We start from the raw sequence: 25,165 nt of genomic DNA on the forward strand, positions 1-25,165 counted from the left end.
ATGTTTTTGCGCCACCTTATCGTTTTCAGTTTCATCGCCCTGCTCGCCGGCTGCGCCGGCTTTGGCGCCCGCGAGTCCGTCCAGGGCCAGGGCAGCCCGGCGCAATGGCGCCTGCACAAAGACCAGTTGAGCGGCCTTGACGGCTGGCAGATCAACGGCAAGATCGGCATCCGCGCGCCCAAGGACTCCGGCAGCGGCACCCTGTTCTGGCTGCAACGCCAGGACTATTACGACATTCGCCTGTCCGGCCCCCTGGGCCGTGGCGCCGCACGCCTGACCGGGCGTCCTGGCCAGGTCAGCCTGGAAGTGGCCAATCAGGGCCGTTATGAAGCCGCCAGCCCGGAAATCCTGCTGGAAGAACAGCTGGGCTGGAAACTGCCGGTGTCGCATCTGGCCTGGTGGGTCCGCGGCCTGCCCGCCCCCAACAGCAAGAGCCGCCTGACCCTGGACGGCGACAGTCACCTGGCAAGCCTGGAGCAGGACGGTTGGTTGGTGGAGTACACCAGCTATACCCAGCAGAACGGCTACTGGCTGCCGGAACGCATCAAACTGCATGGCAACGACCTTGACGTCACCCTGGTGATCAAGGAATGGCTGCCACGCAAGCTGGGGCAATGACATGAGCGCACCCCGCCTGAGCTTGCCCTCCCCGGCCAAGCTCAACCTGATGCTGCACATCCTCGGTCGCCGTGAAGACGGTTATCACCAACTGCAGACCCTCTTTCAGTTCCTCGATTACGGCGACGAGATCACCTTTGCCCTTCGCGATGACGGCGTGATCCAACTGCACACCGAGTTCGAAGGCGTGCCTCACGACAGCAACCTGATCGTCAAGGCAGCCAAAAAACTCCAGCAAGAGTCCGGCTGCAGCCAGGGCATCGATATCTGGATCGACAAGATCCTGCCCATGGGCGGCGGTATCGGCGGCGGCAGTTCCAACGCGGCCACCACCCTGCTGGGGCTCAATCATCTCTGGCAACTGGGCTGGGATGAAGATCGGCTGGCCGTGCTGGGTCTGACCCTGGGCGCCGACGTTCCGGTTTTCGTCCGTGGGCATGCGGCGTTCGCCGAAGGTGTCGGGGAAATACTCACCCCTGAATATCCCGAAGAACCCTGGTATCTGGTACTGGTCCCGCAAGTGTCTGTTAGTACAGCAGAAATTTTTTCCGATCCGCTGTTGACACGTGACACTGCGCCCATTAAAGTGCGCCCCGTTCCCAAGGGAAACAGCAGAAACGACTGCCTTCCGGTAGTCACAAGGCGTTATCCAGAAGTACGTAACGCATTGAATTTGTTAGGTAAATTTACCGAAGCAAAACTGACTGGAACTGGAAGTTGTGTGTTTGGGGGCTTCCCAAGCAAAGCTGAAGCTGATAAAGTCTCGGCCCTTCTTACAGAGACCCTTACAGGGTTTGTCGCCAAAGGCAGCAACGTTTCGATGTTGCACCGCAAGCTGCAAAGTCTGCTCTAAAGGAACCGGGTACCAGGTACTCGAAGCAACAGATACAGGGGCGTCGCCAAGCGGTAAGGCAGCAGGTTTTGATCCTGCCATGCGTTGGTTCGAATCCAGCCGCCCCTGCCATTTTCCTATACTCATCCAGGTATACCCTCAGCCTTCAGGTACTGCGCGTGTCCAAGATGATGGTCTTTACGGGGAACGCTAACCCCGATCTGGCTCGGCGTGTCGTACGTCAGCTGCATATCCCTCTCGGTGACATCTCTGTTGGAAAATTTTCCGACGGCGAGATTACTGCCGAGATCAATGAAAATGTCCGCGGTAAAGACGTCTTCATTATTCAGCCGACTTGTGCTCCGACCAACGATAACCTGATGGAACTCGTCGTGATGGCTGATGCCTTCCGCCGCTCCTCAGCGACTCGTATCACTGCTGTTATTCCTTACTTTGGTTATGCCCGTCAGGATCGCCGTCCGCGTTCCGCACGTGTGGCTATCAGCGCGAAAGTCGTCGCTGACATGCTTACCGTAGTCGGCATCGACCGTGTTCTCACGGTTGATCTGCATGCTGACCAGATTCAGGGTTTCTTCGATATTCCGGTAGATAACATCTACGGCTCCCCGGTTCTGGTGGATGACATCGAAGACCAGCGTTTCGAAAACCTGATGATCGTGTCCCCGGATATTGGCGGCGTCGTGCGTGCACGTGCCGTGGCCAAGTCCCTGGGCGTGGATCTGGGGATCATCGACAAGCGTCGTGAGAAAGCCAATCACTCCGAAGTGATGCATATCATCGGCGACGTCGAAGGACGCACCTGCATTCTGGTCGACGACATGGTCGATACCGCCGGCACTTTGTGCCACGCGGCCAAGGCCCTGAAAGAGCATGGTGCAGCCAAGGTCTTCGCCTACTGCACACACCCTGTGCTGTCGGGTCGGGCGATCGAGAACATTGAAAATTCCGTGCTGGACGAGCTGGTGGTGACCAACACCATCCCGCTGTCCGCTGCAGCACAAGCCTGTGCGCGTATCCGCCAACTGGATATCGCACCGGTAGTTGCCGAAGCGGTTCGCCGCATCAGCAATGAAGAATCGATCAGCGCGATGTTCCGCTAAGGGCTAGCCCTGGCAAAACATCCCGATGACGAAAAGCGCCCCGTCCCAACCTGTGTTGGGACGGGGCTTTTTTGCCCATATCGCCTTTAGCGCTGGTCGCAAACGCTAGGGCGAGTGTGGTTATTTTGGAGATACAACATGAACGATTTTACTCTGAATGCTGAAGTGCGTTCCGACCTGGGGAAAGGTGCGAGCCGCCGCCTGCGTCGTATCGCGAGCCTGGTTCCAGCTGTAGTTTACGGTGGCGACAAAGCCCCTGAATCCATCAGCATGCTGGCCAAAGAAGTGGCCAAGCTGCTGGAAAACGAAGCTGCCTACAGCCACATCATCGAACTGAACGTTGGTGGCACCAAGCAGAACGTCGTGATCAAGGCCCTGCAACGTCACCCGGCCAAAGGCCACGTGATGCACGCTGACTTCGTTCGCGTGGTTGCCGGTCAGAAACTGACCGCCATGGTTCCAGTGCACCTGATCAACGAAGCAGCACCGATCAAGAAAGGCGGCGAGATCTTCCGCGCTACCACCGAGATCGAAGTATCCTGCCTGCCGAAAGACCTGCCTGAGTTCATCGAAGTCGACATGGCTGAGACCGACATCGGCACCGTCATTCACCTGTCCAACCTCAAGGCCCCTAAAGGCGTTGAGTTCGTCGCTCTGGCACACGGCAACGACCTGGCAGTAGCCAACGTCTACGCTCCACGTGTTGCTCAAGACGCCGCAGAAGAAGGCGCTGCAGAGTAATTATTCACTCTGACGCCGGAGTGAGCGGAATACATCGCGGACTGGAACGTAGCGAGAAAGCGGGCGAGAACGCGAGGTTTGCCGCAAGGTAACCCAGCTTTGTCGTCCACTTTCGCCGCAGCCTGATCGCGGCGATGTTTTCCACCACTCCACAGAAGGGCCCCTATCGTGACTGCCATCAAACTGATCGTTGGCCTGGGTAATCCAGGCACCGAATACGAACAGACCCGGCATAACGCAGGGGCCCTTTTTGTTGAGCGCATCGCCGAGAAACAAGGGATCAACCTTGTCGCCGATCGCAAATATTTCGGCCTGACCGGGCGCTTCAGTCACCAGGGTCAGGACATTCGTCTGTTGATTCCCACCACCTACATGAACCGCAGCGGCCAGGCCGTGGCGGCGCTTGCCGGCTTCTTCCGCATCAAGCCGGAAGAGATCCTGGTGGCCCACGACGAACTCGACCTGCCACCCGGCGTCGCCAAGCTCAAGACCGGCGGCGGCCATGGCGGGCACAACGGACTGCGGGACATCATCGCGCAGCTCGGCAACCAGAATACCTTTCACCGCCTGCGGCTCGGCATTGGCCACCCGGGTGTTGCCAGTATGGTTTCAAACTTTGTCCTGGGTCGTGCGCCACGCGCCGAACAGGAAAAACTCGATGCCAGCATCGATTTTGCCCTCGGCGTGCTGCCGGATATCCTCGCCGGGGAATGGAACCGTGCGATGAAAAACCTGCACAGCCAGAAGGCCTGACTCTACTCCTCGGGGAATACACCATGGGATTCAATTGCGGCATCGTCGGCCTGCCTAACGTCGGCAAGTCCACCCTGTTCAACGCCCTGACCAAGTCCGGGATCGCGGCCGAGAACTTCCCCTTCTGCACCATCGAGCCCAACAGCGGTATCGTGCCAATGCCCGATCCACGCCTGGACGCCCTGGCGGCGATCGTGGTGCCGGAACGCGTGCTGCCCACCACCATGGAGTTCGTCGACATCGCCGGCCTGGTGGCTGGTGCCTCGAAAGGTGAAGGCCTGGGCAACAAGTTCCTGGCCAACATCCGCGAAACCGATGCCATTGCCCACGTGGTCCGCTGCTTCGAAGACGACAACGTGATCCACGTGTCCAACAGCGTCGACCCCAAGCGCGACATCGAGATCATCGACCTGGAGCTGATCTTCGCCGACCTCGACAGCTGCGAGAAGCAACTGCAGAAAGTCGCGCGCAACGCCAAGGGCGGTGACAAGGATGCCGTGGCCCAGAAGGCCCTGCTGGAACAGCTGATTGCCCACTTCACCGAAGGCAAGCCGGCTCGCAGCCTGATGAAGGACATGAGCAGCGACGAGAAGCTGATCATCCGCGGCTTCCACCTGCTGACCACCAAGCCGGTGATGTACATCGCCAACGTCGCTGAAGACGGTTTCGAGAACAACCCGCTGCTGGACGTGGTCAAGGCCATCGCCGACGAAGAAGGCGCGATCGTGGTGCCGGTGTGCAACAAGATCGAAGCGGAAATCGCCGAGCTCGATGACGGTGAAGAGAAAGACATGTTCCTCGAGGCCCTGGGCCTGGAAGAGCCTGGCTTGAACCGGGTAATCCGCGCCGGTTACGAAATGCTCAACCTGCAGACCTACTTCACCGCCGGCGTGAAGGAAGTACGCGCCTGGACCGTACGCGTCGGCGCCACCGCGCCACAGGCTGCTGCGGTGATCCACACCGACTTCGAGAAAGGCTTCATTCGCGCCGAAGTCATTGCCTACGACGACTTCATCCAGTTCAAGGGTGAAGCCGGTGCCAAGGAAGCCGGTAAATGGCGCCTGGAAGGCAAGGAATACATCGTCAAGGATGGCGACGTGATGCACTTCCGCTTCAACGTCTAACCCGCTGTCGGTTCGACCCGAACCACAACGGACACCAGAACCCCCGTGCATCATCAGGATGCACGGGGGTTCTGTTTTTCACGGCCACATGTTTTTCAAGGGCAGCCTGCGCCCCATCTCGCCAAGACAAGAGCAAGCACGCCTTTACTGCAGCGCCCGACTGAAAGCGGGCCGGCACTCAAGGCGACATAACAGATAAGTAATTTGCCTGCGATGCTGGTGAAAGGCAGCGTTACGTATCCTTGTGCCCGAATATCAGTTCAGGGTGCGTACATGAGGCCTCAAGTCACCGCGATCCATCGCGACAGCAAAGACGCTTAGGGTCTTTGCATGCCAGATGAACAACCGCTCATCCATGCCCAGTCGCTGGACAGCCGTTCTGCTCAATACTTCCTCGCCAGTGCACGTTGTGCGTCGTTCAAACAAGCGGCTCGCAGCCTGAACATCAGTGCATCGGTCCTGCGTAAGAAACTGCTGGCGCTGGAACAGCGTATCGGTACGCCTCTGTTTCTCTACCAGGACAACAGCCTGAGCCTGACCCTGGTGGGCAAGCGATTGCAGGCAGCGCTCGCCAGTCGCCAGGAGGAGTTGCTGCCTGCCAGGGCCGACAGCACCCGCCAGGGAGTGGTGATTGCGGTGGCGGACATATTGTTGCGAGACATCCTCGCAAGGGACCTGATTGCCTTTCTGCGGCGCAATGCGGCCTCACGACTGGAGCTGATTGCCCTGCATGGCGTGCCCTCGGCCAAGGCCGACATCATGCTGTGGCTGGCCGATCCGGGAAGCCCCCGACCGGATCCCGGCTTCGCCACCACCCAGCCGATCTGCCTGACCCGAATCCGCTATTCGGCCCATGTTGCCAAGCGCTATGTCGCCAAGCCGGCGATGCCCCGACGCATGGAACAGCTGGATGACTACATGCTGGTCCAGGTCAGCAGCCACATGGGCATGCCCGCCCTCGAACCCTGGAACCGGCTGATACGTCGCAGGGCAAACGGCGTGGCACAGACCAGTGATCCGCAACTGGCCCTGGAGCTGATCAGGAACAGTGCCTGCATCGGCTTGCTGCCCGATTACATCGCCCAGTTGGACAAGACCCTGGTTCCTCTGCCGCAGCTGTTCGATGCCAGCATGCAGCAGTACGCTTGGCTCAGTACCCATGCCCAAGCCGCCGAGCGCGCAGAGGTCAAGGTGCTGGTGGCGCTGATTCAACACGCCTTTGCCAGTCGCAGCGAGTGGTTTACCCCCCAAAACAGCTGAGCCCTCCACGCCTGATGCCACGAAAGATGCCTGCTCCCATGCCGTATCAGCCTCTTGATACGGCGTGAGAGCAGGAGTCTGGTGTTGCAGATTCATCTTGAAAGAGCCCGGATACAGCAGCCGTTATTTTTTTCCTTCATGTTCCCGACATATTTCCCCTGCCCTGCCCGGCGCCGGCCTGGAGCGCTGCACCCCTTGAAAATCCTGGGCCGGCCAAGGTCCCGAGAGGGTTCACGGGCCGCTGCAATAAAACCGTAATCAGAATGAACAAAAACCTTCATGTGCCCTGACAACTATCCGCCCAGCCGGCCTGCACACCTGCAGGCACGGCCACCCAAGACATAACGAGAAACGGACAGGAGAGCAGTATGTCGGTCAGAACAACCAGGGCCCCACAGGGCTGCGCAATGCTTTTCAGCCTGCTGAGCGTGGCCATGCCCCTCACCAGCCATGCCGGCACAGTCACCACCGACGGGGCGGACATTGTCTTGAAAACCAAGGGCGGCCTTGAAGTGGCCACCACCGACCAAGCCTTCAGCTTCAAGCTGGGTGGGCGCCTGCAGGCGGACTACGGCCGCTTCGATGGCTACTACACGCACAATGGCGATACTGCGGACGCCGCCTACTTTCGCCGCGCCTACCTGGAGTTCGGCGGCACCGCCTACCGAGACTGGAAATACCAGATCAACTACGACCTCTCACGCAACGTCGGCAATGACAGCACCGGCTATTTCGACGAAGCGGCCGTGACCTACACCGGCTTCAATCCGCTGAACCTGAAGATCGGCCGCTTCTACACCGATTTCGGCCTGGAAAAGGCCACCAGTTCCAAGTGGGTGACGGCGCTGGAGCGCAACCTCTCCTATGACACTGCCGAATGGGTGAATGACAACAGCGGCATGGGCGTGCAGGCCAACAGCGTGGTGGGCAACCTGGCCTATCTGTCCGCCAGCGTGTTCAGCGAGAACAACAACGACACCGATGGCGACAGCGTCAAGCGCTACAACCTGCGTGGCGTCTTCGCACCCTGGCACGCGCCGGGTAACGTCCTGCACCTGGGGCTGCAATACGCTTACCGGGATCTCAAGGACAGCGCCGTCGATACCCGCATCCGCTCACGCATGGGCGTGCGTGGCGTCGAGACCAATGGCGGCAACAGTGCCGGCAGCAACGGTAACCGTGGTGTATTCGGCGGAGCCACTGCCCAGTCCGGGTTGTGGAAAGACGATTCGGTCTGGGGACTGGAGGGCGCCTGGGCGATCCAGGCGTTTTCCATCCAGGCCGAATACCTGCGGCGTACCCTCAAGGCCGATAGCGCCGCCAATGACCTCAAGGCCTCGGGCTATTACACCCAACTGGCCTATACCCTCACCGGCGAGCCGCGGATCTACAAACTCGATGGCGCCAAGTTCGACACGATCAAGCCCCAGAACAAAACGCTCGGCGCCTGGGAGCTGTTCTATCGCTATGACGCCATGCAGGTCGAGGACGACAATCTGGTAGCCAGCAGCGCGTTGCGCCAGGTGGGTGACGCCGAGGGCAAGACCCACACCCTGGGGGTCAACTGGTACGCCAACGAAGCCCTGAAACTCAGCGCCAACTACATCAGGGCGAACACCGACAACATCAGCAACGCAGTCGGTGACGACTCCGGGCAGGGCCTGGTGATGCGCATGCAATACGTGTTCTAGCGACCTCGTCGCTGCGTCGCCAGCAAGACGACGCACTGTCACAGGAGGCCCCTCTGGAGCTCTTGCAAACCAGCCCGCGGGGGCCTCAAGTTTCCATTCGTCGCACCTTCAACCCCGTTGCCTGGCAACGGGGTCCTGGCCCACCTCAGAAGTAGGTGGTCGCTCCGGCGAAGAACGCCCGTCCCGGCACGTAGAAGGTGGTCGATCCGTCCCGCAGGTCCTTGTCCAGCAGGTTCTGCACCCCACCGTTGAGGGTCAGCCACTGGGTCAGCGCCAGGTTCGCGGTCAGGTCGTAGGTGGTGTAGGACTGGACAAAATCATTGCCGATCCCTCGCTGCTTGCCGACGTGCTGCGCCGACAACTCACTGCTCAAGCGGTCATTGACCTGCCAGTCCAGGGCACTGAACAACGATAGTTTGGGCGCATTGATCAACTCTTCGCCGGTGGACAGGTTCTTGCTCTCGAGCATGTAGGTGGCATTGGTGCGCCAGGACAAGGACTCGCCAAACGGCACCCGGGTGGTGCCCTCCCAGCCTCGGGTACGGGCCTTGTCGACGTTTTCCAGCATGGTCCACCAGCGACCCTGATATTGACCCAGCGGACCGTACTCGATCTTGTCGGTGAAGTCGGTGTGGAAGTAGGTCAGCGCCGCTTCCCAACCGTCATGCTCGAAGGACACGCCGACTTCCTTGTTGGTGCTGGTTTCCGGCGTCAGGTTAGGGTTGCCGGCCATCCAGCAACTGCCGGTGACATAACCCAATGGGCGCAACGAACCACAGCCACGGCCACCGGACTCGGTCGCCGCACCCGCACTGCCCTCCTTCAGGCTCGGCGCCCGGAACCCCTTGGAAACACCGCCACGCACCGTCCAGTCGGGGTGCGGGTGGTAGACCACATAGGCCCGTGGGCTGTTGTGATTGCCGTACTTGTCGCTGTGGTCGAAGCGGTTGCCCAGGGTCAGGGACAGGTTGTCCAGCAGGAACAGTTCATCCTCGATGAAAGCTGCCGAGACATCACCTTTCAACGTCGAGCCGTTGATCGCCGCCCCCTGATAATCCACCGGCACCGTGCCCAGAGTATCGGTGTTGGTCAGTTCTTCACGCTTCCATTGCCCGCCCACGGTCACCCGTTGATCCAGCAGCAGCTCGAACGGCATATTGAGGCTGCCCTCGACAATTTTCTCCTCGGAATTGGCTTTGCCCCAATCAATGTCGTTGCGGTACTTGTTCAGGTAAGCGTCGAGCTTTGAGGTGCCAAAGCCCCAATCCCCAACATGGGACAGGATGTAGCTGTCACGAGTCAGGCGGCTCGGACCGAAGGCCCCGCCAACGGTGTCGCCCCAGTCACCAAAGGTCTTCTTCGACGACCAGGAACGCTCCACTCCGTGCACCGCCTCGAATGACAGGCTCTGCGCTTCGTTGATCTGCCAGTCGAGCAAGGCGTTCACACTCTGGTCCTTGGCCCCACCGGCGCCATCGCCGTACATGAACTCGCCGTCGGCGTCACGACGCGCTTCCACTTCGTCCGCCGCCCGACGGGTTACGTTGGCCCCCAGGCGCAACCCCAGGGAATCGGTCAGCGGGCCGGAAGCATTGAGGCTGTACTGGGTGGTCTGGCCACGATCGGAGTCCTTGGGCACGGTGATGTTGGTGCTGGCCGAACCGCTCCAGGTCCGCGACACCTTGCGGGTAATGATATTGATCACCCCGCCCATGGCGTCCGAACCGTAGAGCGAAGACATCGGCCCGCGCACAATCTCGATGCGCTCGATCATGTTCGGCGAGATCCAGTTCAAATCCTGGCGCGCCAGGTCGCGACGATAGCTCAGGTCTCCGGAACTGCCGACACGCTTGCCGTCCACCAGGATCAATGTGTACTTGTCATCCAACCCCCGCAGCTTGATCTTCGACTGCTCGCCCACCGGGCCGAAACCACCGGTCACCCCGGGCACCCGACGCAACAGGGTGTTGAGGTCGTAGACCGGCTGGCGCTCGATTTCCTCGCGGGTGATGACGCTGACGCTGGCCGGGGCATCCTTGAGGTCAGTGGCGCCCCCGGTGGCAGTGACGAAGGCGGTATCCAATTCCAGTGGCGGCGGGTTGGCAGCATCGTCGGCCTCACTGGCGTACAACGCCGGAGCGGCCAGGCTGACGCCGGCACTGAGCAAAAGGGAATTGAACAGGCAGGAACTGACTTTCATTACAAACGATCCTTGTCGATTCCATGCACCCATAAGGTGCAAAAGGGAGGGGATCGAAGTGTAATGCTAATGATTAGCATTTAGAAATATAAATATTACAAAGCCGATACAGTCTCTCCAGTGACAGATCCGCAGCCGAATACGCCGAGACCGCCCCTGCCCGGGGACGGTTTCGGCGCTTTCAATTCAGCAGACTTCTTCGTAAGGCAGGCCCACATAGTTCTCGGCGATGTTCACCAGGCCTGCGTGGGAGTTGAGGAAATACTCGCGATCGGCCTGCTGCATCTTGTGATCCCAGGCGTCCTGATGCTCACCGAAATCGTGCAGCAGGTTGGTCATGAACCAGCTGAAACGCTCGCCCTTCCACACTCGGCGCAAGGCCAGCTCCGAGTATTTTTCCAGCAGGTCGGTGCGCCCTTCCTGATAGACCTTGACCAGGATGCGGTACAGGTAGCACACGTCGGAAGCCGCCAGGTTCAGGCCCTTGGCCCCAGTGGGCGGCACGATATGAGCGGCGTCGCCCACCAGGAACAGCTTGCCGTACTGCATCGGCTCCACCACATAGCTGCGCAGCGGCGCGATGCTCTTCTCCAGAGACGGCCCCTGCACCAGTTGCTCCGCCACCTCCTGTGGCAGGCGCTTGGCAAGCTCGCTCCAGAAGCGCTGGTCGGACCAGTCCTCGACCTTGTCGGTCAGCGGCACTTGCAGGTAATACCGGCTGCGGGTCAGGGAGCGCTGGCTGCAAAGCACGAAACCGCGCTCATGCTGGCCGTAGATCAACTCATGGTTGACCGGCGGGGTATCGGACAGCAGCCCCAGCCAGCCGAACGGGTACTCGCGTTCATAGTGGGTGAGCACCGCCTCGGGAATACTCTTGCGCGCCACCCCATGAAAACCGTCGCAGCCGGCGATGTAGTCGCAGTCGATACGGTGCTGCTGGCCGTCTTTCTCATAGGTGAGGTAGGGCTGCCCGTCCTGCATGCCATGGGGCTGTACATTGTCCGCCGAGTAGATGATCGGCGCGCCACTGGCGGCACGGGCTTGCATCAGGTCGCGGGTGACTTCGGTCTGACCATAGACCATCACCGTCTTGCCGCCGGTCAGGGCCTTGAGGTCGATGCGCACGCGCTTACCGCCCATCAACAACTCGACCCCTTCGTGAACCAGGCCTTCGGCATCCATGCGCTGGGCCACCCCGGCCTCGCGCAGCATGTCCACGGTGCCTTGTTCCAGCACCCCGGCCCGGATCCGTCCGAGGACATAATCTGCGGTCTGGCGTTCGACAATCACTGTCTGGATGCCGGCCTTGTGCAGCAGTTGGCCAAGAAGCAGGCCCGAAGGCCCGGCGCCGATAATCGCAACCTGAGTTTTCATTGTTGTCGTCTCACAAGGGCATTCCAGTCGCCCGCTGGGCGAAGGCTGGAATTTATGGTTATTGTTGTACCCCTGCATTTTTGCCGACAAAAACCTGAATAAATGGTGATTAGCCGCTGTAAAAATGCACTTTTGAAAACAGCGTTCGATTATCGATCATTCCAGCCATGCAGATCCGCCAGGGCACGCCCCATGAAAGCCAAGCTCTCCAGCATCCCCGTGTTCAAGCTCTATGGCGAAAACCAGGCCTGGCCGACACCGGACCTGCTGCACTGCGAATCGATCCCCAAGCGCAGCAGCCTGCACCACTGGGAGATCAAGCCCCACCGCCACGCCGACCTCTACCAGTTGCTGTATGTGCAGCGGGGCCAGGCGCTGGTGGAGGTCGAAGGACGGCGCCAGGAAGTGCGTGAAGCGGCGATCCAGGTCGTGCCGCCGCTGATGGTCCACGGCTTTCAGTTTTCCGAGAACATCGAAGGCTACGTGCTGACCCTCGGCGCTCCACTGGTGACCCAACTGGAAGCGCAGCTGGGCGCCCCCCTGACCGTACTCGCCGCCTCCGGCTACTACCCGGTGGGCCGTGACCGCAACACCCTCAACACCCTGTTCAAAGCCCTGCTGCATGAGTACGAAGGCAGCGCCTCGGCCCGCGACCTGCTCCTGCATTCGCTGGTCAATGTGCTGATGGTATGGATCAGTCGCCGTGGCCAGCAGAACAGCGTGCCCGGCAACCGCAGCGAACGTAATCAGCACCTGCTGGGGCACTTCATCAAGCTGGTGGAGCAGCACTACCAGGAGCACCCCAGCGTGGAATCCCTGGCCCACCGGATCGGCCTGTCCAGCGTGCACCTCAACACCCTGTGCCGGGAACTGGCCGGGCAAACCGCGCTGCAGATCATCCACCAGCGCCTGATGCTGGAGGCCAAGCGCGGCCTGATCTACACCAACATCAGCATCAGCCAGCTGTCCGACAACCTGGGCTTCAGCGATCCGACCTATTTCTCGCGCTTCTTCAAGCGCCTGGCTGGCCAGTCGCCCAACGCCTTTCGCCAGGCGGCCGGTCAGGATCAGCAAGTGCCCTGAAGAGCCCCAGAAACAAAACGCCCGAGGCTTGGACCTCGGGCGTTTTTCTTGCCGATGCCGTTCAGGCCATCACGCTTTCCTGGTGCGCGGCAGGAAAATCGCCAGCACCCCGAACAGCGGCAGGAACGAGCACAGGAAGTAGACATACTCGATGCCATGGATGTCCGCCAGGTGCCCCAGCAAGGCCGCACCGATGCCACCGAAACCGAACATCAGGCCGAAGAACACCCCGGCGATCATGCCGACGTTGCCCGGCACCAGTTCCTGGGCATAGACCACGATGGCAGAGAACGCCGAGGCCAGGATAAAGCCGATCACCACGCTCAGGACGCTGGTCCAGAACAGATCGACATGGGGCAGCAGCAGGGTGAACGGCGCCACCCCCAGGATCGAGAACCAGATCACCGCCTTGCGCCCGATCTTGTCGCCGATGGGGCCGCCGAAGAAGGTTCCCGCCGCTACTGCGCCAAGGAAGAGGAACAGGTGCAACTGCGAACTGGCCACCGACAGGTCGAACTTCTCGATCAGGTAGAAGGTGAAGTAGCTGGTAAAGCTGGCCATGTAGAAGTACTTGGAAAATACCAGCAACCCGAGGACCACCAGGGCGCTGATCACCCGCTTCCGGGAAAGGCCATGGGTGGCCGCCTGGCCCTGCTTGAGCTTGTACAGGCGCAGATGATTGGCGTACCAGCGGCTGATGGCGTACAGCACCACCAGGGCAAACAGCGCGAACAGGCCGAACCAGGCCACGTTGCCCTGGCCGTAGGGAATGATGATGGCCGCCGCCAGCAAGGGGCCGAAGGCGGTGCCGGCATTGCCGCCGACCTGGAAGCTCGATTGCGCCAGGCCATAGCGCCCGCCCGAGGCCAGCCGCGCGACCCGCGAGGCTTCCGGGTGAAAGGTCGAGGAGCCGATGCCGATCAGCCCGGCCGCCAGCAGGATCAGGGGAAAGCTGCCCACCTGGGACATCATCAGGATGCCGACCAGGGTGCAGATCATGCCCGCCGGCAGCAAAAACGGTTGCGGCCGCCGGTCGGTGTAGTAGCCCACCCAGGGTTGCAGCAACGACGCCGTGAGCTGGAAGGTCAGGGTGATCAGGCCGACCTGGGTAAAGCTCAGGCCGTAGTTGCTCTTGAGCATCGGGTAGATCGCCGGCAACACCGCCTGGATCAGGTCGTTGATCAAATGCGCCAGGGCCACCGCGCCGATGATGCGCAAGACCAGTGGACTGCTTTGCGAAGCAGGGGAAGCCGTCGTTGCGACGGTCTGAGGGTTGCTGCTAGCCATAGGATTTTCCGTACAACGGGTGGGTGCACAGGTGCGGGTGCGCCAATGTGCCATTTTTCAATGGGGTCGCGCCATCCCATTAGCTTGCTAACGACCTCTTCCCGTCAGTGCAGGCAAGCGCCATGGCAGACGGCGCCGGGGCCTGCTGTGCCGCTCACTGGCTGATGTGCGCCTCGGGAAAATCCGCTTCCAGCTCGGCCTTGAGCCACTGGACAAACCACTCCACATCCGCCGACCACTCATTGTGGGGGGTCAGTACCCGGTAGCTTTCCAGCTTGACCTGATCCTCCAGCACCCGCACCAGTCGGCCGGCCTTGAGCTCCTCGCGCACCAGCACTTCGTTGGCCAGGGCAATGCCCTGCCCGCTCTCGGCCACCGACAAGGCATGGTCGTTGTTCACGTAGATCAGGTCGGAACTGAGGTGGATATCCAGGCCATTGGCGGCAAACCACATGTTCCACCATTCGCCATCATCGAAGTGGATCAGCTCGTGCCGCGCCAAGTCCGCCGGAACCGTGACCGGTTCGATGCTGGCCAGGTACGCCGGGGTGCAGATGGGAAACACCCGGGGGCAAATCAGGCTCACCCGGGACTCGGGGTACTGCCCGTCCAGGCCGTAGGCGATCCCCAGGTCGCTGGTCCTGGCGTCGACTTCGGTAAAGGTCGAGTTCGGCTCGATGGCGAACTTCAGGCCCGGCCGCAGGTGACGCAGGGCTTCCAGACGCGGGGTCAGCCAACGCTTGGCAAACCCGGGCACCACCATGATCCGCAGCCAGCGTTCGGCGGCCCTGGGCTGGGCTTCGCGCCCGGCCTCGATGATCAACTGCAGGGCGGCGGCGATCTTGCGGTGGTATTTCTCCCCCGCGCTCGTCAAGGTCACGCCGCGAGAGGTGCGTTCAAACAGCTGCACCCCAAGCCATTCCTCCAGCAGCTTCACATGCCGGCCAATGGCGGGCTGGGTCACGTGCAGGGCCTTCGAGGCTTCGACGTAGCTGCCCAGGCGGGCGGCGGCATCAAAGGCACGTACGGCATTCAACGGCGGCAAACGCTGGTCGACCATGGTTTCGCAGGCTCTTGGCTATTAAATTTTTTAACAGCTCGTATGTTAAAATTGATGTTTCGCCCCTGCAACCCCTCACTGATAATCAGCCCAGCACAAAACAACAAGAACGTCCGGAACGCCCGAAAAGAAAGGCTTTCCACACACCCGAACATCTCGATCCTGCCCAAAAAAATAATATCCATGGCCCGACGGCGCGACCCTGCCGACAGGGCGATGGGGGAATCGGAGGTAAGGCATGAATGCCCTGCATTCGCTGCAAACGCTGGCGGTGTCCATCCGCTCGGTGCGCAAGGTCTACGGCGATCCACACAGCGGCCCGGTGGCCCTGAAGCACATCGACCTGGACATCCGCGACAACGAATTCTTCACCCTGCTCGGCCCGTCCGGCTGCGGCAAGACCACCCTGCTGCGGATGATCGCCGGGTTCGAATTCCCGACCCAGGGCGAGATCCTCCTCTATGGCGAGAACATCGCTGACCGGCCGCCCTTCGAGCGCCCGGTGAACACGGTGTTCCAGCACTACGCCCTGTTTCCCCACATGACCCTGGCCGAGAACCTGGCCTTCGGCCTGGAGTCCCGGCCCATGGGCCAGGTGCTGAGCAAGGCGCAGATCGCCGAACGAGTGCGCGAGATGCTGGCCCTGGTGCAGATGGAACGCTTCGCCGGGCGCAAGCCCAACCAGCTCTCCGGCGGCCAGCAGCAGCGCATTGCCCTGGCCCGGGCCCTGGCGCCCCATCCCAAGGTGCTGCTGCTGGACGAACCGCTGTCGGCCCTGGACCTCAAGCTGCGCCAGGCCATGCGTGAAGAACTCAAGACCATCCAGGCCAAGACCGGCATCACCTTCATCTTCGTCACCCATGACCAGGAAGAAGCCCTGACCCTGTCCGACCGCATCGCCGTGCTCTCGGAAGGCGAAGTTCAGCAAGTGGGCCGCCCGGAAGAAATCTACGAGCAGCCGCGCAACCGCTTCGTCGCCGACTTCATCGGCGAAACCAACTTTATCCAGGCCACCGTCAGCCGTGTCGAATCGGGCCTGGCCTGGTTCAGCGGGCCCGCCGGGCAGACACTGCCGGCGCAACCGTGCAGCGCAGTCCAGATCGGCCAGCAGGTCACCCTGTCAGTGCGTCCGGAGCGCCTGCACCTGCGCAGTGACGCCGTGGAAGGCGCCCTGGCGTGCCGTATCGAGGCGCTGATCTACCTGGGCACCGACCTGCAATACCAGGTCAGCCTCGGCGACGGCACGCGCCTCACCGTACGCACGCCCAACAGCCTCGAACATAACCCGCGCCTGAGCGTAGGCAGCAGTGCCGGGTTGCTGTTCGAGCGCGGCAGCGCCAGCGTCCTGCTGGATTGACCACGAGGATTCGCCATGCACGCTTCTTCGATTTCCCAGCACCTGGAACGGCGCAAGGCCCTGCGCAGCTTTCTCGGGGTCAGCCCGGCCCTGGTCGCCATCGGCCTGTTCCTGATCGTGCCGATCCTTATTGTCATCGGTTACTCACTGATGGAAGCCAACCCCTACGGCGGGGTGAACAAGGTCTTCAGCAGCGACGCCTACACCTCCCTGCTGTTCGAACGGCAACTGGACGACAGCCTGGCCTTCGCCGATTCCTACCTGCTGATCGCCCTGCGCTCCATCGGCATCGCCGGGTTGACCACGGTGATCACCCTGCTGATCGGTTTTCCGGTGGCGGTGTGGCTGGCCATGCAACCGGTGCAGCGCCGGGGTTTGCTGATCTTCCTGATCACCGTGCCGTTCTGGGCCAACCTGCTGATCCGCACCTACGCCTGGATCCTGCTGCTGCGCAACACCGGGGTGATCAACAACAGCCTGATGGGCCTGGGGATCATCCACGAGCCGCTGCAACTGCTGTACACCGACGGCGCGGTGCTGCTGGGGCTGGTCTACACCTACGCGCCCTTCGTGGTGCTGCCGATCTACGCCACCCTGGAAAAGATGGACACCCGCCTGCTGGAAGCCGCCCAGGACCTCTACGCCGGGCGCATTCGTACCCTGCGCAAGGTGGTGCTACCGATCGCCAAGCCGGGAATCTTCGCCGGCGCCATCCTCACCTTCGTGCCGTGCCTGGGGGCCATGATCGCCCCGGAACTGCTGGGCGGCGGGACCAAGATGATGCTCGGCAATCTGATCTTCCGCCAGTTCAGCGATGCCCGTAACTGGCCCTTCGGCGCCGCCCTGTCCCTGGTGCTGATGGCCGCGGTGATGCTGGTACTGACCGTCTACGCCCTGCGCGCCCAGCGCCAGCGAACCCTCCAGGAAGGTGCATGATGATCAGCCTGTTCAAGCGCAACGGCCTCGGCGTCCAGGACTTTCCCGGCTTCGGTGGCTTCAGCTTTCTGTTCTACCTGTACCTCTACGCGCCGATCCTGGTGCTGGTGGTGTTTTCCTTCAACGCCAACCAGTCGGCCACGGTGTGGAGCGGCTTCAGCCTCGACTGGTACCGCGCCGCGTTCGCCAACCAGGCCCTGCGCCAGGCGGCCGGCAACAGCCTGCTGATCGCCGTGTGCGCCAGCATGGCGGCCACCGCCATCGCCACCCTGGCGGCCCTGGGCACTTCGCGAGGGGCGAAATTCAAGGGCCTGCAACTGTCCATGGGCGCCATCATGCTGCCCCTGGTGCTGCCGGAAATCGTCGTCGGCGTGGCCACCCTGGCGCTGTTCTCCACCCTGGGGCTGTCCCTGGGCTACGGCAACCTGATCATCGCCCACACGGTGTTCTGCATCCCCTTCGCCTACCTGCCGATCCGCGCCCGCCTCAACGACATGGACCTGTCCCTGGAGCACGCTGCGGCGGACCTGTACGCCGGCCCCTGGCGCACCTTTCGCAAGGTCACCCTGCCGCTGCTGATGCCGGGGATCGTCTCCGGGTTGATGCTGGCCTTCATCGTGTCCCTGGATAACTTCGTGATCTCGATGATGGTGTCCCAGGCCGGTACCACCACCTTGCCGATCTTCATCTTCGGCCTGTTGCGCATGGGCGTGACACCCGACGTCAACGCCGTGTCGACGCTGATCCTCGGCGTCTCGGTGCTGTTCGTCAGCCTCTCTTACCTGTTGAGCAAGAAACACGCTTGAACCTTCCACTGACCCTGGGGAAATGCCATGAGCAAGTTGATCGCAAGTCTGGGTACCTCGCTGCTGCTGAGCCTGCCACTGGCGGTGCAGGCCGCCGAGAAACTCAACGTCGTGAGCTGGAGCGGCTACTTTTCGCCGGAGATTCTCGCCAAGTTCCAGAAACAGACCGGTATCGAGGTCACGGTGGACTCCTACGATTCCAACGAAACCCTGCTGGCCAAGCTGAAACAGGGCGGCACCGGCTACGACGTGGCGATCCCCTCCCACCAGTTCATCCCGATCCTGGTCAAGGAGCAGTTGCTGGAGCGCTTCGACCCGGCCAAGCAGCCCTACTACGCCAGCGTGGTCGACAACCTGAAGAACCCCACCTGGGACCCGGAAGGCGCCTACTCGGTGCCGTTCATCTGGGGCACCACCAGCGTGGTGCTCAATGCCGAGCGCTACCAGGGCCCGAGCGACAGCTACAAGGTGCTCTACCAGCCGCCGGCCGAACTGCAGGGGCGGATCAACATGTTCGACTCGGTCAGTGAAGTGATCGACATGGCCAGCCTGTACCTGGACATCCCGCTGTGCAGCGAAGACCCCAAGCAGATGCAGCAGATCCTCACCCTGCTCAAGACGCAGAAGCCCTTCGTCAAGACCTACAGCTCCAAGGCCGGTTCGATCCGCGAGAACCTGGCGGCCGGGGAAATCGACATGTCGATGTTCTGGGGCGGCTCGTCGATGCGCGCCCGGGAAATGAAACCCAGCCTGAAATACCTCTACCCGAAGGAAGGCGTGCTGGCCTGGGTGGACAACATGGTCATCCCCAAGGGCAGCAAGAACCCGGCGAACGCCAAGGCCTTCATCGCCTTCCTCAGCCAGCCTGAGAACGCCGCCATGACCCAGAACTTCCTCAAGCACCAGAGCCCGATCAAGGGCGTCGAACCCTTCCTCGACGCCGGCCTCAAGGACGCCCCCGAGCTGCACATTCCCGAGGGCACCAAGGTGGTCTTCAGCCAGACCTGCGGCGAAGGCGCAATCCGCCTCGCCGACCGCCTGTGGACCAACCTGATGCGCTAAGCAGCGTTGACTTGCCGCCCCGGCCTGGATGCCGGGGCGTTTCTAAAGCCGTTTGAAAGGCCCTTCTGCCATGATCGCCAAGCCCCCCAGCGAACTGGTCCTGCTCCAGGCCCATGAACTCGCCGAGCGTATCCGCCTGCGTCAGGTTTCCTGCCGGGAAGTGATGCAGACCTACCTTGCCCACATCGAAAGCTACAACCCCAAGGTCAATGCCCTGGTCAGCCTGCAACCGGCCGAAGCCCTGCTGGCCCAGGCCGAGCAGCGCGACGCCGAACTGGCCCGTGGCGAATACCGCGGCTGGATGCACGGCCTGCCCCACGCCATCAAGGACCTGTCCCTGACCCAAGGCATCCGCACCACCCTGGGCTCGCCGCTGTACCGGGATTTCATTCCCCAGCGCGACGGCATCATGGTGGAGCGGATCAGGGCCGCCGGGGCGATCCTGATCGGCAAGAGCAACACCCCGGAATTCGGCCTCGGCTCGCAAACCTACAACCCGCTGTTCGGCGCCACCGGCTGCGCCTATGACCCGAGCAAGACTGCCGGCGGCAGCAGTGGCGGCGCAGCGGCGGCCCTGGCCCTGCACCTGGTACCGGTGGCCGACGGCAGCGACATGATGGGCTCGCTGCGCAACCCGGCGGCCTTCAACAACATCTTCGGTTTCCGCCCGTCCCAGGGTCGGGTGCCCTTCGACGACAGCAGCGACTTGTTCTTCGACCAGCTCGGCTACGAAGGCCCCATGGCCCGCAGCGTGCGCGACGCCGCCCTGCTGCTGTCGGTGCAGGCCGGCGGCGATGCCCGGGCACCGCTGTCCATCGCCGAATCCGGCCAGGGCTTTGCTGCCCCGCTGGAACGCGACTTCAAGGGCACGCGCCTGGGCTGGCTGGGGAACTTCAACGGTTACCTGCCGATGGAAAAGGGCGTGCTGGAACTTTGCGAGAAAGCCTTGGGGGATTTCCGCAGCCTGGGCTGCAGCGTCGAACCGGCCACGCCCGACTTCGCCCCCGAACGCCTGTGGAGCAGCTGGCGTACCCTGCGCCACTGGATGGTCGCCGGCTCCTTGGGCAGTGCCTATGCCGACCCACACAAACGCGCACAGCTCAAGGACGAAGCCCTCTGGGAAGTGGAGAACGGCCTCAAACTGCCCGCCAGCCAGGTGTTCGAAGCCTCGGTGACGCGCAGCGACTGGTACCGCGCCATTTCAAAACTGTTCGAACGCTTCGACTACCTGCTGCTGCCCAGCGCCCAGGTCTTCCCCTTCGACAAGAACATCCCCTGGCCGCGCAGCATCGAAGGCGTGACCATGGACACCTATCACCGCTGGATGGAGGTGGTGATTCCCGGCACCTTGTCCGGTTGCCCGGTGGCCAGCGTGCAGGCTGGCTTCAACGCCGACGGCCTGCCCATGGGCTTGCAGATCATCGGCCGGCACCAGGCCGACTTCGCCGTCCTGCAATTGGCCCACGCCTACGAACAGGCCAGCCGCTGGTTCCAGCGCTGCCCGTCGCCGCTGTTTTCCGGGGGGAAGGGATAAACGGTTGATAGCGTAGATAATTTTTTTATAAAAACGCTTGACGCATTGCCGTTCCGAGCGAATAATGCGCGCCACTTGGCTACATAGCTCAGTTGGTTAGAGCATAGCATTCATAATGCTGGGGTCCGGGGTTCAAGTCCCTGTGTAGCCACCAAGTACTAAAAACGGCTTACCGCAAGGTAGGCCGTTTTTTTATGCCCGCAGAAAAGTGCCGGGGATTACGCCGGATTGATCCACAAACGCGACACCTGCATTGAGCCCCCGCCCGGGGTGAGATAGAACACCGGGGCAGTGTTTGTGAGAGCTGCGCAATCCTCACTTCAAGGGCTCGAAAATGAAAATAAAAACCACCGGAACTGCGGTCGCTCCCTGGCTCTTCTCGCTTCTGGCGATGACCTGTACCTCGGCCCTTGCCGATCAGGCCGTCACCCCGCCGTCCAACCTGCTGACCGCCGCCGTGGCCTGGAAACAGACCGCCGCCGAATTCGAAGCGCTGTACTACCAGGGCTTCAACGTGGCGCGCATGCAGCTGGATCGAGCCCTGCAGGCACACAAACCAGGCGACCGCCCCCTGGCGATCATCAGCGATGTCGACGACACCGTGCTCAGCAGCAACAGCTACTGGGGCTACATGATCAACTCGGGGAAGGAGTTCTTCGACGACGCCGCCTGGGATCAATGGGTGGCCGAGAACGGCCCCGTCGCCACGCCCGGAGCGGTGGAGTTCCTCAACTACGCCCAGTCCAAGGGGGTCGAGGTGTTCTATGTCACCAGCCGTGACCAAGGCGAAAAGACCTATGAATATGCCCTGGCCAACCTGCGCAACAGCAAGCTGCCATTCGCCGATGACAAGCACCTGACGGTGTATCGCGACAGCTCCAACAAGGAGCCGCGGCAAACCGAGATCGCCAAGGACTACCAGGTGGTGCTGATGCTCGGAGACAACCTCAACGACTTCAAACGCAAGTACTACGTGGCCGACGTCAAGCAGCGCAGCAGCCTGATGAACGAAGACAAGGAACAGTTCGGGCGCAAGTTCATCCTCTTCCCCAACCCCACCGACGGCCATTGGCTGAAGGCGATCTTCGGCGACTCCGAACCGCCGGCCACTCCGGAAAACCGGGCCAAGTTCAAGGCGGCGGCCGCTGCCAACGCCTGGCAGGCAAAGCCCTGACACCACCAACGGGCAACACGTCGGAATAAAAAACCGCAGCAGGCTGCGGTTTTTTTCGCTCAATTGAAAGGTTGCGGACGCGGCGTCTGCGCTGTGGAGGGCGGCAGGATCGGCAGCTTGAAGTCCGGTTGGTCGCCGGTCAGCGTTTCAAGGAAGGCCACGATCTGGCTGATCTCCTCGTTGCCTAGCTTGCGTCCCAGCTGCAGGCGGGCCATCACGTCCACTGCCTCTTCCAGTTTCCAGTACGCGCCGTCGTGGAAGTAGGGATAGGTCAAGGCCACGTTCCTCAAGGTCGGCACCTTGAAGCGCATCCGGTCGGCGTCCTTGCCGGTCAGCCCGGCAACGCCCTGGGCCGGGTTCTGTGTGGCATAGGGTTCGATCATGCCCATTTTCTGAAAGGAGCTGCCGCCCACGGCCTCGCCGTTGTGGCAGGCCACGCAACCGATGGACTTGAACAGTTGATAGCCCTTCAGCGCGGTCGGGCTGATGGCCGCCTTGTCACCCTGCAGCCAGCGGTCGAACGGTGCGTTGGGGGTCACCAGGGTCGCTTCGAATGCGGCGATGGCATGGGTGACGTCCTCGAACTTGATGCCTGCGTCGCCGTAGAGCTGTTTGAAAGAGGCGCGGTACTGGGGAATGGAGCGCAGCACGTCCACCGCCAGTTCATGGCTGGAGCCCATTTCTCCCGGGTTGGTGATAGGGCCGCCGGCCTGTTCCTGGAGGGTGGCCGCACGGCCATCCCAGTATTGGGCGAAGCTCAGGCCGGAGTTGAGCACGGTGGGCGAGTTGATCGGCCCCTGGTGCCAGTTATGCCCGATGGAAGTCGGCAGGTTGTCGCTGCCGCCCATGCTCAGGTTGTGGCAGGAGTTGCAGGAAATGAAACCGGACTTGGACAGGCGCGGATCGAAGAACAGTTGCTTGCCCAACTCGACCTGGCCGGCGTCCATGATCTTGGCCGGCTGCACCGGCAAGATCGGCTCGTTCAGCGCCTCCCCCCGTACCTCGCCCCCCAGCATCAATCCAAAAAGAAGTATCCATTTACGACTGTGCATGACGTCCTCTCATCAGGCTTATAGTTTTGATCACCATGTGCCCAATACCCCCCTGATGCCCTGATGCAGATCAATCGACGAGCCAAGTTGCAGGCCGGTCCGATCAGGCGATGACGGCTTGCGCTGGCCCGGCCTCGCCCAAGGCAAATGCATCGCGTCGCCCTTCACAGGCCCAACGGCTCGCTCCAGTGCTGTACATTTCCCCTCACGGACGACACCTCATTCCCCAGTGAACGGAGCTCAACGCGTGTTCTCGATCTTCCATCCGCGTCACCGCCGGCTTGCCAGCCTCACCCTCCTGGCCGCGGCCCTCAGCCTCGGCGCCTGCCACAACCCGCCCGCCTCCAACAGCGCTCCTGCCCTGCCCACCGCTCCGGAGATCGCCTCGGGCTACCGCACCGACATGCAGGTCCGGCACGCCGCCAAACACATGGCGGCAGCCGCCAACCCGCTGGCCGCCGAGGCCGGGCGCGAGATGCTGCGCAAGGGTGGGTCGGCCATCGATGCGGCGATTGCCATGCAGGCCGTGCTGACCCTGGTGGAGCCGCAATCCTCGGGGATCGGTGGTGGCGCAATGATCGTGCTCTGGGACGGCAAAGCCGTGCGCACCTATGACGGCCGGGAAACCGCTCCTGCCGGTGCCACCGAGAAGCTGTTCCTGCAGGCAGACGGCAAGCCCATGCCGTTCCCCCAGGCGCAGATCGGCGGACGTTCGGTGGGCACTCCGGGGGTGTTGCGTGCCCTGGAAATGGCCCATCAGCAGCATGGCCGCCTGCCCTGGGCGCAGTTGTTCGAACCGGCGATCCGCCTGGCCGAGCAAGGCTTTGCTATCTCGCCACGGCTGCACACCATGATCAGCGCCGACCCGTTCCTGCCGCGCTCACCGGACATGGCCGCGTACTTCCTGAACGCCGACGGCACACCGAAGGCCGTGGGCACCCTGCTGAAGAACCCGGCCCTGGCAGCAGTGCTCAAGCGCATCGCCAAGGAAGGCCCGGACGCCCTGTACAAGGGCCCGATAGCCGCCGAGATCGTGGCCAAGGTACAGGGCCATGCCAACCCCGGCAGCCTGTCGCTCAATGACCTGCAAGGCTACCGCGCCAAGGAACGTGCGCCGCTGTGCAGCGACTACAAGCGCTGGCAGGTATGTGGCATGCCGCCGCCCTCTTCCGGCGGCGTGGCGGTGGCGCAGATCCTCGGCACCCTGCAGGCCCTTGAACAGCGTGACCCGCGCTACGCCCTGGCCAACCTCAAGCCGCAGAAAACCAACCTGCCCGCAGGCCTTGAGCCGGCGCCACAAGCGGTCCACCTGATCGCCGAGGCCGAGCGCCTCGCCTACGCCGACCGCGGCCTGTACGTGGCCGACAGTGACTTTGTACCGGTGCCGGTGGCCGGCCTTATCGCCCCGGACTACCTGGCCCAGCGTGCCGCGCTGATTGGCGAGCGCAGCATGGGCAAGGCCGAACCGGGCAAGCCCCAGGGCATCCGCGTGGCCTACGCACCGGACCGTTCGCCAATGCGCATCTCCACCTCGCAAGTGGTGGCGGTGGATGACCTGGGCGGCGCCGTGTCCATGACCACCACGGTGGAAGCGGCCTTTGGTTCGCACCTGATGGTCCAGGGCTTCATGCTCAACAACCAGATGACCGACTTCTCCTTCGTCCCCGAGGAAAACGGCCTGCCGGTGGCCAACCGCGTGCAGCCGGGCAAGCGCCCACGCTCGTCCATGGCGCCGACCCTGGTCTTCGACCGCACCAGCGGCGAACTGCTGGCCAGTGTCGGCTCCCCCGGTGGCTCGCAGATCATCGAGTACGTGGCCAAGTCGGTGGTCGGCATGCTCGACTGGAACCTCGACCCGCAAGCCGCCGTCGGCCTGCCCAACTTCGGCAGCCGCAACGGCCCTACCGAACTGGAACAGGGGCAATTCAGCCCGGCGCTGCAACAGGCGCTGCAAGCCAAGGGGCATGAGCTCAAGGAGATCGACATGACCAGCGGCACCCAGGCCATCGTTCGTGTGCGCGATGCTCAGGGCAAGGCATCCTGGGCTGGCGGCGCCGATCCACGGCGCGAGGGGGAAGCGCTGGGGGATTGAGGGTTATC

The 25,165-nt window shown here is 62.1% G+C and carries 21 protein-coding genes and 2 tRNA genes; 18 read left to right on the forward strand and 5 right to left on the reverse strand.

Annotation, left to right across the window (positions count from 1 at the left end; genetic code table 11):
* The 9 genes from lolB (at position 1) to ACZ5BO_RS29375 (ending at position 8,140) form a co-directional block, all read left to right on the forward strand.
* Complete coding sequence (gene lolB / locus ACZ5BO_RS29335) at positions 1 to 618, forward strand: lipoprotein insertase outer membrane protein LolB (RefSeq protein WP_025131829.1); 618 nt, start codon at positions 1 to 3, stop codon at positions 616 to 618.
* Between the two features lies 1 nt (position 619).
* Complete coding sequence (gene ispE / locus ACZ5BO_RS29340) at positions 620 to 1,471, forward strand: 4-(cytidine 5'-diphospho)-2-C-methyl-D-erythritol kinase (protein ID WP_464697216.1); 852 nt, start codon at positions 620 to 622, stop codon at positions 1,469 to 1,471.
* Between the two features lie 36 nt (positions 1,472 to 1,507).
* Positions 1,508 to 1,582, forward strand: a tRNA-Gln gene (locus ACZ5BO_RS29345).
* Between the two features lie 47 nt (positions 1,583 to 1,629).
* Positions 1,630 to 2,571 (forward strand): ribose-phosphate pyrophosphokinase, encoded by a 942-nt coding sequence (locus ACZ5BO_RS29350; RefSeq protein WP_003171603.1) that lies wholly within the window; start codon positions 1,630 to 1,632, stop codon positions 2,569 to 2,571.
* 138 nt (positions 2,572 to 2,709) lie between these two features.
* A complete protein-coding gene (locus tag ACZ5BO_RS29355; RefSeq protein ID WP_025131827.1) occupies positions 2,710 to 3,312 on the forward strand; it encodes a 50S ribosomal protein L25/general stress protein Ctc in 603 nt (200 codons plus the stop codon).
* A 168-nt stretch (positions 3,313 to 3,480) separates the two neighbouring features.
* A complete protein-coding gene (gene pth / locus ACZ5BO_RS29360) occupies positions 3,481 to 4,065 on the forward strand; it encodes an aminoacyl-tRNA hydrolase (protein WP_025131826.1) in 585 nt (194 codons plus the stop codon).
* 23 nt (positions 4,066 to 4,088) lie between these two features.
* Complete coding sequence (gene ychF, locus ACZ5BO_RS29365; RefSeq protein ID WP_025131825.1) at positions 4,089 to 5,189, forward strand: redox-regulated ATPase YchF; 1,101 nt, start codon at positions 4,089 to 4,091, stop codon at positions 5,187 to 5,189.
* Positions 5,190 to 5,519: 330 nt separating this feature from the next.
* Positions 5,520 to 6,449 (forward strand): LysR family transcriptional regulator, encoded by a 930-nt coding sequence (locus ACZ5BO_RS29370; RefSeq protein WP_464697218.1) that lies wholly within the window; start codon positions 5,520 to 5,522, stop codon positions 6,447 to 6,449.
* A gap of 407 nt (positions 6,450 to 6,856) precedes the next feature.
* On the forward strand, positions 6,857 to 8,140 hold the full coding sequence (locus ACZ5BO_RS29375) for an OprO/OprP family phosphate-selective porin (protein WP_464697219.1): 1,284 nt from the start codon (positions 6,857 to 6,859) through the stop codon (positions 8,138 to 8,140).
* A 145-nt stretch (positions 8,141 to 8,285) separates the two neighbouring features.
* Here the strand turns inward: ACZ5BO_RS29375 and ACZ5BO_RS29380 are convergent, their stop codons facing one another.
* Together ACZ5BO_RS29380 and pobA are read right to left on the reverse strand one after the other, a co-directional pair.
* Positions 8,286 to 10,340 (reverse strand): TonB-dependent receptor domain-containing protein, encoded by a 2,055-nt coding sequence (locus tag ACZ5BO_RS29380; RefSeq protein WP_025131822.1) that lies wholly within the window; start codon positions 10,338 to 10,340, stop codon positions 8,286 to 8,288.
* 186 nt (positions 10,341 to 10,526) lie between these two features.
* Positions 10,527 to 11,714, reverse strand: a complete 1,188-nt coding sequence (pobA, locus tag ACZ5BO_RS29385; RefSeq protein ID WP_025131821.1) for a 4-hydroxybenzoate 3-monooxygenase — start codon at positions 11,712 to 11,714, stop codon at positions 10,527 to 10,529.
* Positions 11,715 to 11,906: 192 nt separating this feature from the next.
* Here pobA and ACZ5BO_RS29390 point away from each other — a divergent pair, with 192 nt between their 5' ends.
* Entirely contained in the window at positions 11,907 to 12,797 is an 891-nt protein-coding gene (locus tag ACZ5BO_RS29390) for a helix-turn-helix domain-containing protein (protein WP_025131820.1), read from the forward strand.
* Between the two features lie 69 nt (positions 12,798 to 12,866).
* Here the strand turns inward: ACZ5BO_RS29390 and ACZ5BO_RS29395 are convergent, their stop codons facing one another.
* Both ACZ5BO_RS29395 and ACZ5BO_RS29400 read right to left on the reverse strand, forming a co-directional pair.
* Positions 12,867 to 14,084 (reverse strand): MFS transporter, encoded by a 1,218-nt coding sequence (locus tag ACZ5BO_RS29395; protein ID WP_025131819.1) that lies wholly within the window; start codon positions 14,082 to 14,084, stop codon positions 12,867 to 12,869.
* 154 nt (positions 14,085 to 14,238) lie between these two features.
* Positions 14,239 to 15,144 carry a LysR substrate-binding domain-containing protein gene (locus tag ACZ5BO_RS29400; RefSeq protein WP_464697220.1) on the reverse strand — a complete coding sequence of 302 codons (906 nt, stop codon included), beginning with the start codon at positions 15,142 to 15,144 and terminating at the stop codon, positions 14,239 to 14,241.
* Between the two features lie 238 nt (positions 15,145 to 15,382).
* Between ACZ5BO_RS29400 and ACZ5BO_RS29405 the strand changes: the two genes are divergently transcribed.
* From ACZ5BO_RS29405 to ACZ5BO_RS29435, 7 genes are all read left to right on the forward strand, one after another.
* Positions 15,383 to 16,501, forward strand: a complete 1,119-nt coding sequence (locus tag ACZ5BO_RS29405; protein WP_464697221.1) for an ABC transporter ATP-binding protein — start codon at positions 15,383 to 15,385, stop codon at positions 16,499 to 16,501.
* A 15-nt stretch (positions 16,502 to 16,516) separates the two neighbouring features.
* A complete protein-coding gene (locus ACZ5BO_RS29410; RefSeq protein WP_025131816.1) occupies positions 16,517 to 17,437 on the forward strand; it encodes an ABC transporter permease in 921 nt (306 codons plus the stop codon).
* A complete protein-coding gene (locus ACZ5BO_RS29415) occupies positions 17,437 to 18,243 on the forward strand; it encodes an ABC transporter permease (RefSeq protein ID WP_025131815.1) in 807 nt (268 codons plus the stop codon). The genes ACZ5BO_RS29410 and ACZ5BO_RS29415 overlap by 1 nt, the downstream gene beginning before the upstream one ends.
* A 27-nt stretch (positions 18,244 to 18,270) precedes the next feature.
* A complete protein-coding gene (locus ACZ5BO_RS29420; protein ID WP_025131814.1) occupies positions 18,271 to 19,305 on the forward strand; it encodes an ABC transporter substrate-binding protein in 1,035 nt (344 codons plus the stop codon).
* Between the two features lie 70 nt (positions 19,306 to 19,375).
* Positions 19,376 to 20,839, forward strand: a complete 1,464-nt coding sequence (locus ACZ5BO_RS29425; protein ID WP_464697222.1) for an amidase — start codon at positions 19,376 to 19,378, stop codon at positions 20,837 to 20,839.
* A 77-nt stretch (positions 20,840 to 20,916) separates the two neighbouring features.
* Positions 20,917 to 20,993 (forward strand) — tRNA-Met (locus tag ACZ5BO_RS29430).
* 180 nt (positions 20,994 to 21,173) lie between these two features.
* Entirely contained in the window at positions 21,174 to 22,013 is an 840-nt protein-coding gene (locus tag ACZ5BO_RS29435) for a 5'-nucleotidase, lipoprotein e(P4) family (RefSeq protein WP_464697223.1), read from the forward strand.
* A 59-nt stretch (positions 22,014 to 22,072) separates the two neighbouring features.
* On the opposite strand, the gene ACZ5BO_RS29440 is transcribed toward ACZ5BO_RS29435, so the two are convergent.
* Positions 22,073 to 23,065 carry a cytochrome-c peroxidase gene (locus ACZ5BO_RS29440; RefSeq protein ID WP_025131811.1) on the reverse strand — a complete coding sequence of 331 codons (993 nt, stop codon included), beginning with the start codon at positions 23,063 to 23,065 and terminating at the stop codon, positions 22,073 to 22,075.
* A gap of 247 nt (positions 23,066 to 23,312) precedes the next feature.
* Between ACZ5BO_RS29440 and ggt the strand changes: the two genes are divergently transcribed.
* Positions 23,313 to 25,157 (forward strand): gamma-glutamyltransferase, encoded by a 1,845-nt coding sequence (gene ggt, locus ACZ5BO_RS29445; RefSeq protein ID WP_464697224.1) that lies wholly within the window; start codon positions 23,313 to 23,315, stop codon positions 25,155 to 25,157.
* The last annotated feature ends 8 nt before the right edge of the window (positions 25,158 to 25,165 follow it).

It is taken from the genome of Pseudomonas sp. FFPRI_1 (genome assembly GCF_055384485.1).

What these genes read in the sequence shown, in the direction of transcription:
- lolB (WP_025131829.1), top strand. Translation starts at nt 1, where the DNA reads ATGTTTTTGCGCCACCTTATCGTTTTCAGTTTCATCGCCCTGCTCGCC.
- ychF (WP_025131825.1), top strand. Translation starts at nt 4,089, where the DNA reads ATGGGATTCAATTGCGGCATCGTCGGCCTGCCTAACGTCGGCAAGTCC.
- ACZ5BO_RS29395 (WP_025131819.1), bottom strand. Translation starts at nt 14,084, where the DNA reads ATGGCTAGCAGCAACCCTCAGACCGTCGCAACGACGGCTTCCCCTGCT.
- ACZ5BO_RS29440 (WP_025131811.1), bottom strand. Translation starts at nt 23,065, where the DNA reads ATGCACAGTCGTAAATGGATACTTCTTTTTGGATTGATGCTGGGGGGC.
- ACZ5BO_RS29390 (WP_025131820.1), top strand. Translation starts at nt 11,907, where the DNA reads ATGAAAGCCAAGCTCTCCAGCATCCCCGTGTTCAAGCTCTATGGCGAA.
- ACZ5BO_RS29380 (WP_025131822.1), bottom strand. Translation starts at nt 10,340, where the DNA reads ATGAAAGTCAGTTCCTGCCTGTTCAATTCCCTTTTGCTCAGTGCCGGC.
- ACZ5BO_RS29370 (WP_464697218.1), top strand. Translation starts at nt 5,520, where the DNA reads ATGCCAGATGAACAACCGCTCATCCATGCCCAGTCGCTGGACAGCCGT.
- ACZ5BO_RS29375 (WP_464697219.1), top strand. Translation starts at nt 6,857, where the DNA reads ATGCTTTTCAGCCTGCTGAGCGTGGCCATGCCCCTCACCAGCCATGCC.
- ACZ5BO_RS29355 (WP_025131827.1), top strand. Translation starts at nt 2,710, where the DNA reads ATGAACGATTTTACTCTGAATGCTGAAGTGCGTTCCGACCTGGGGAAA.
- ACZ5BO_RS29435 (WP_464697223.1), top strand. Translation starts at nt 21,174, where the DNA reads ATGAAAATAAAAACCACCGGAACTGCGGTCGCTCCCTGGCTCTTCTCG.
- ACZ5BO_RS29415 (WP_025131815.1), top strand. Translation starts at nt 17,437, where the DNA reads ATGATCAGCCTGTTCAAGCGCAACGGCCTCGGCGTCCAGGACTTTCCC.
- ispE (WP_464697216.1), top strand. Translation starts at nt 620, where the DNA reads ATGAGCGCACCCCGCCTGAGCTTGCCCTCCCCGGCCAAGCTCAACCTG.
- ACZ5BO_RS29410 (WP_025131816.1), top strand. Translation starts at nt 16,517, where the DNA reads ATGCACGCTTCTTCGATTTCCCAGCACCTGGAACGGCGCAAGGCCCTG.
- ACZ5BO_RS29400 (WP_464697220.1), bottom strand. Translation starts at nt 15,144, where the DNA reads ATGGTCGACCAGCGTTTGCCGCCGTTGAATGCCGTACGTGCCTTTGAT.
- ACZ5BO_RS29425 (WP_464697222.1), top strand. Translation starts at nt 19,376, where the DNA reads ATGATCGCCAAGCCCCCCAGCGAACTGGTCCTGCTCCAGGCCCATGAA.
- ACZ5BO_RS29420 (WP_025131814.1), top strand. Translation starts at nt 18,271, where the DNA reads ATGAGCAAGTTGATCGCAAGTCTGGGTACCTCGCTGCTGCTGAGCCTG.
- pobA (WP_025131821.1), bottom strand. Translation starts at nt 11,714, where the DNA reads ATGAAAACTCAGGTTGCGATTATCGGCGCCGGGCCTTCGGGCCTGCTT.
- ACZ5BO_RS29405 (WP_464697221.1), top strand. Translation starts at nt 15,383, where the DNA reads ATGAATGCCCTGCATTCGCTGCAAACGCTGGCGGTGTCCATCCGCTCG.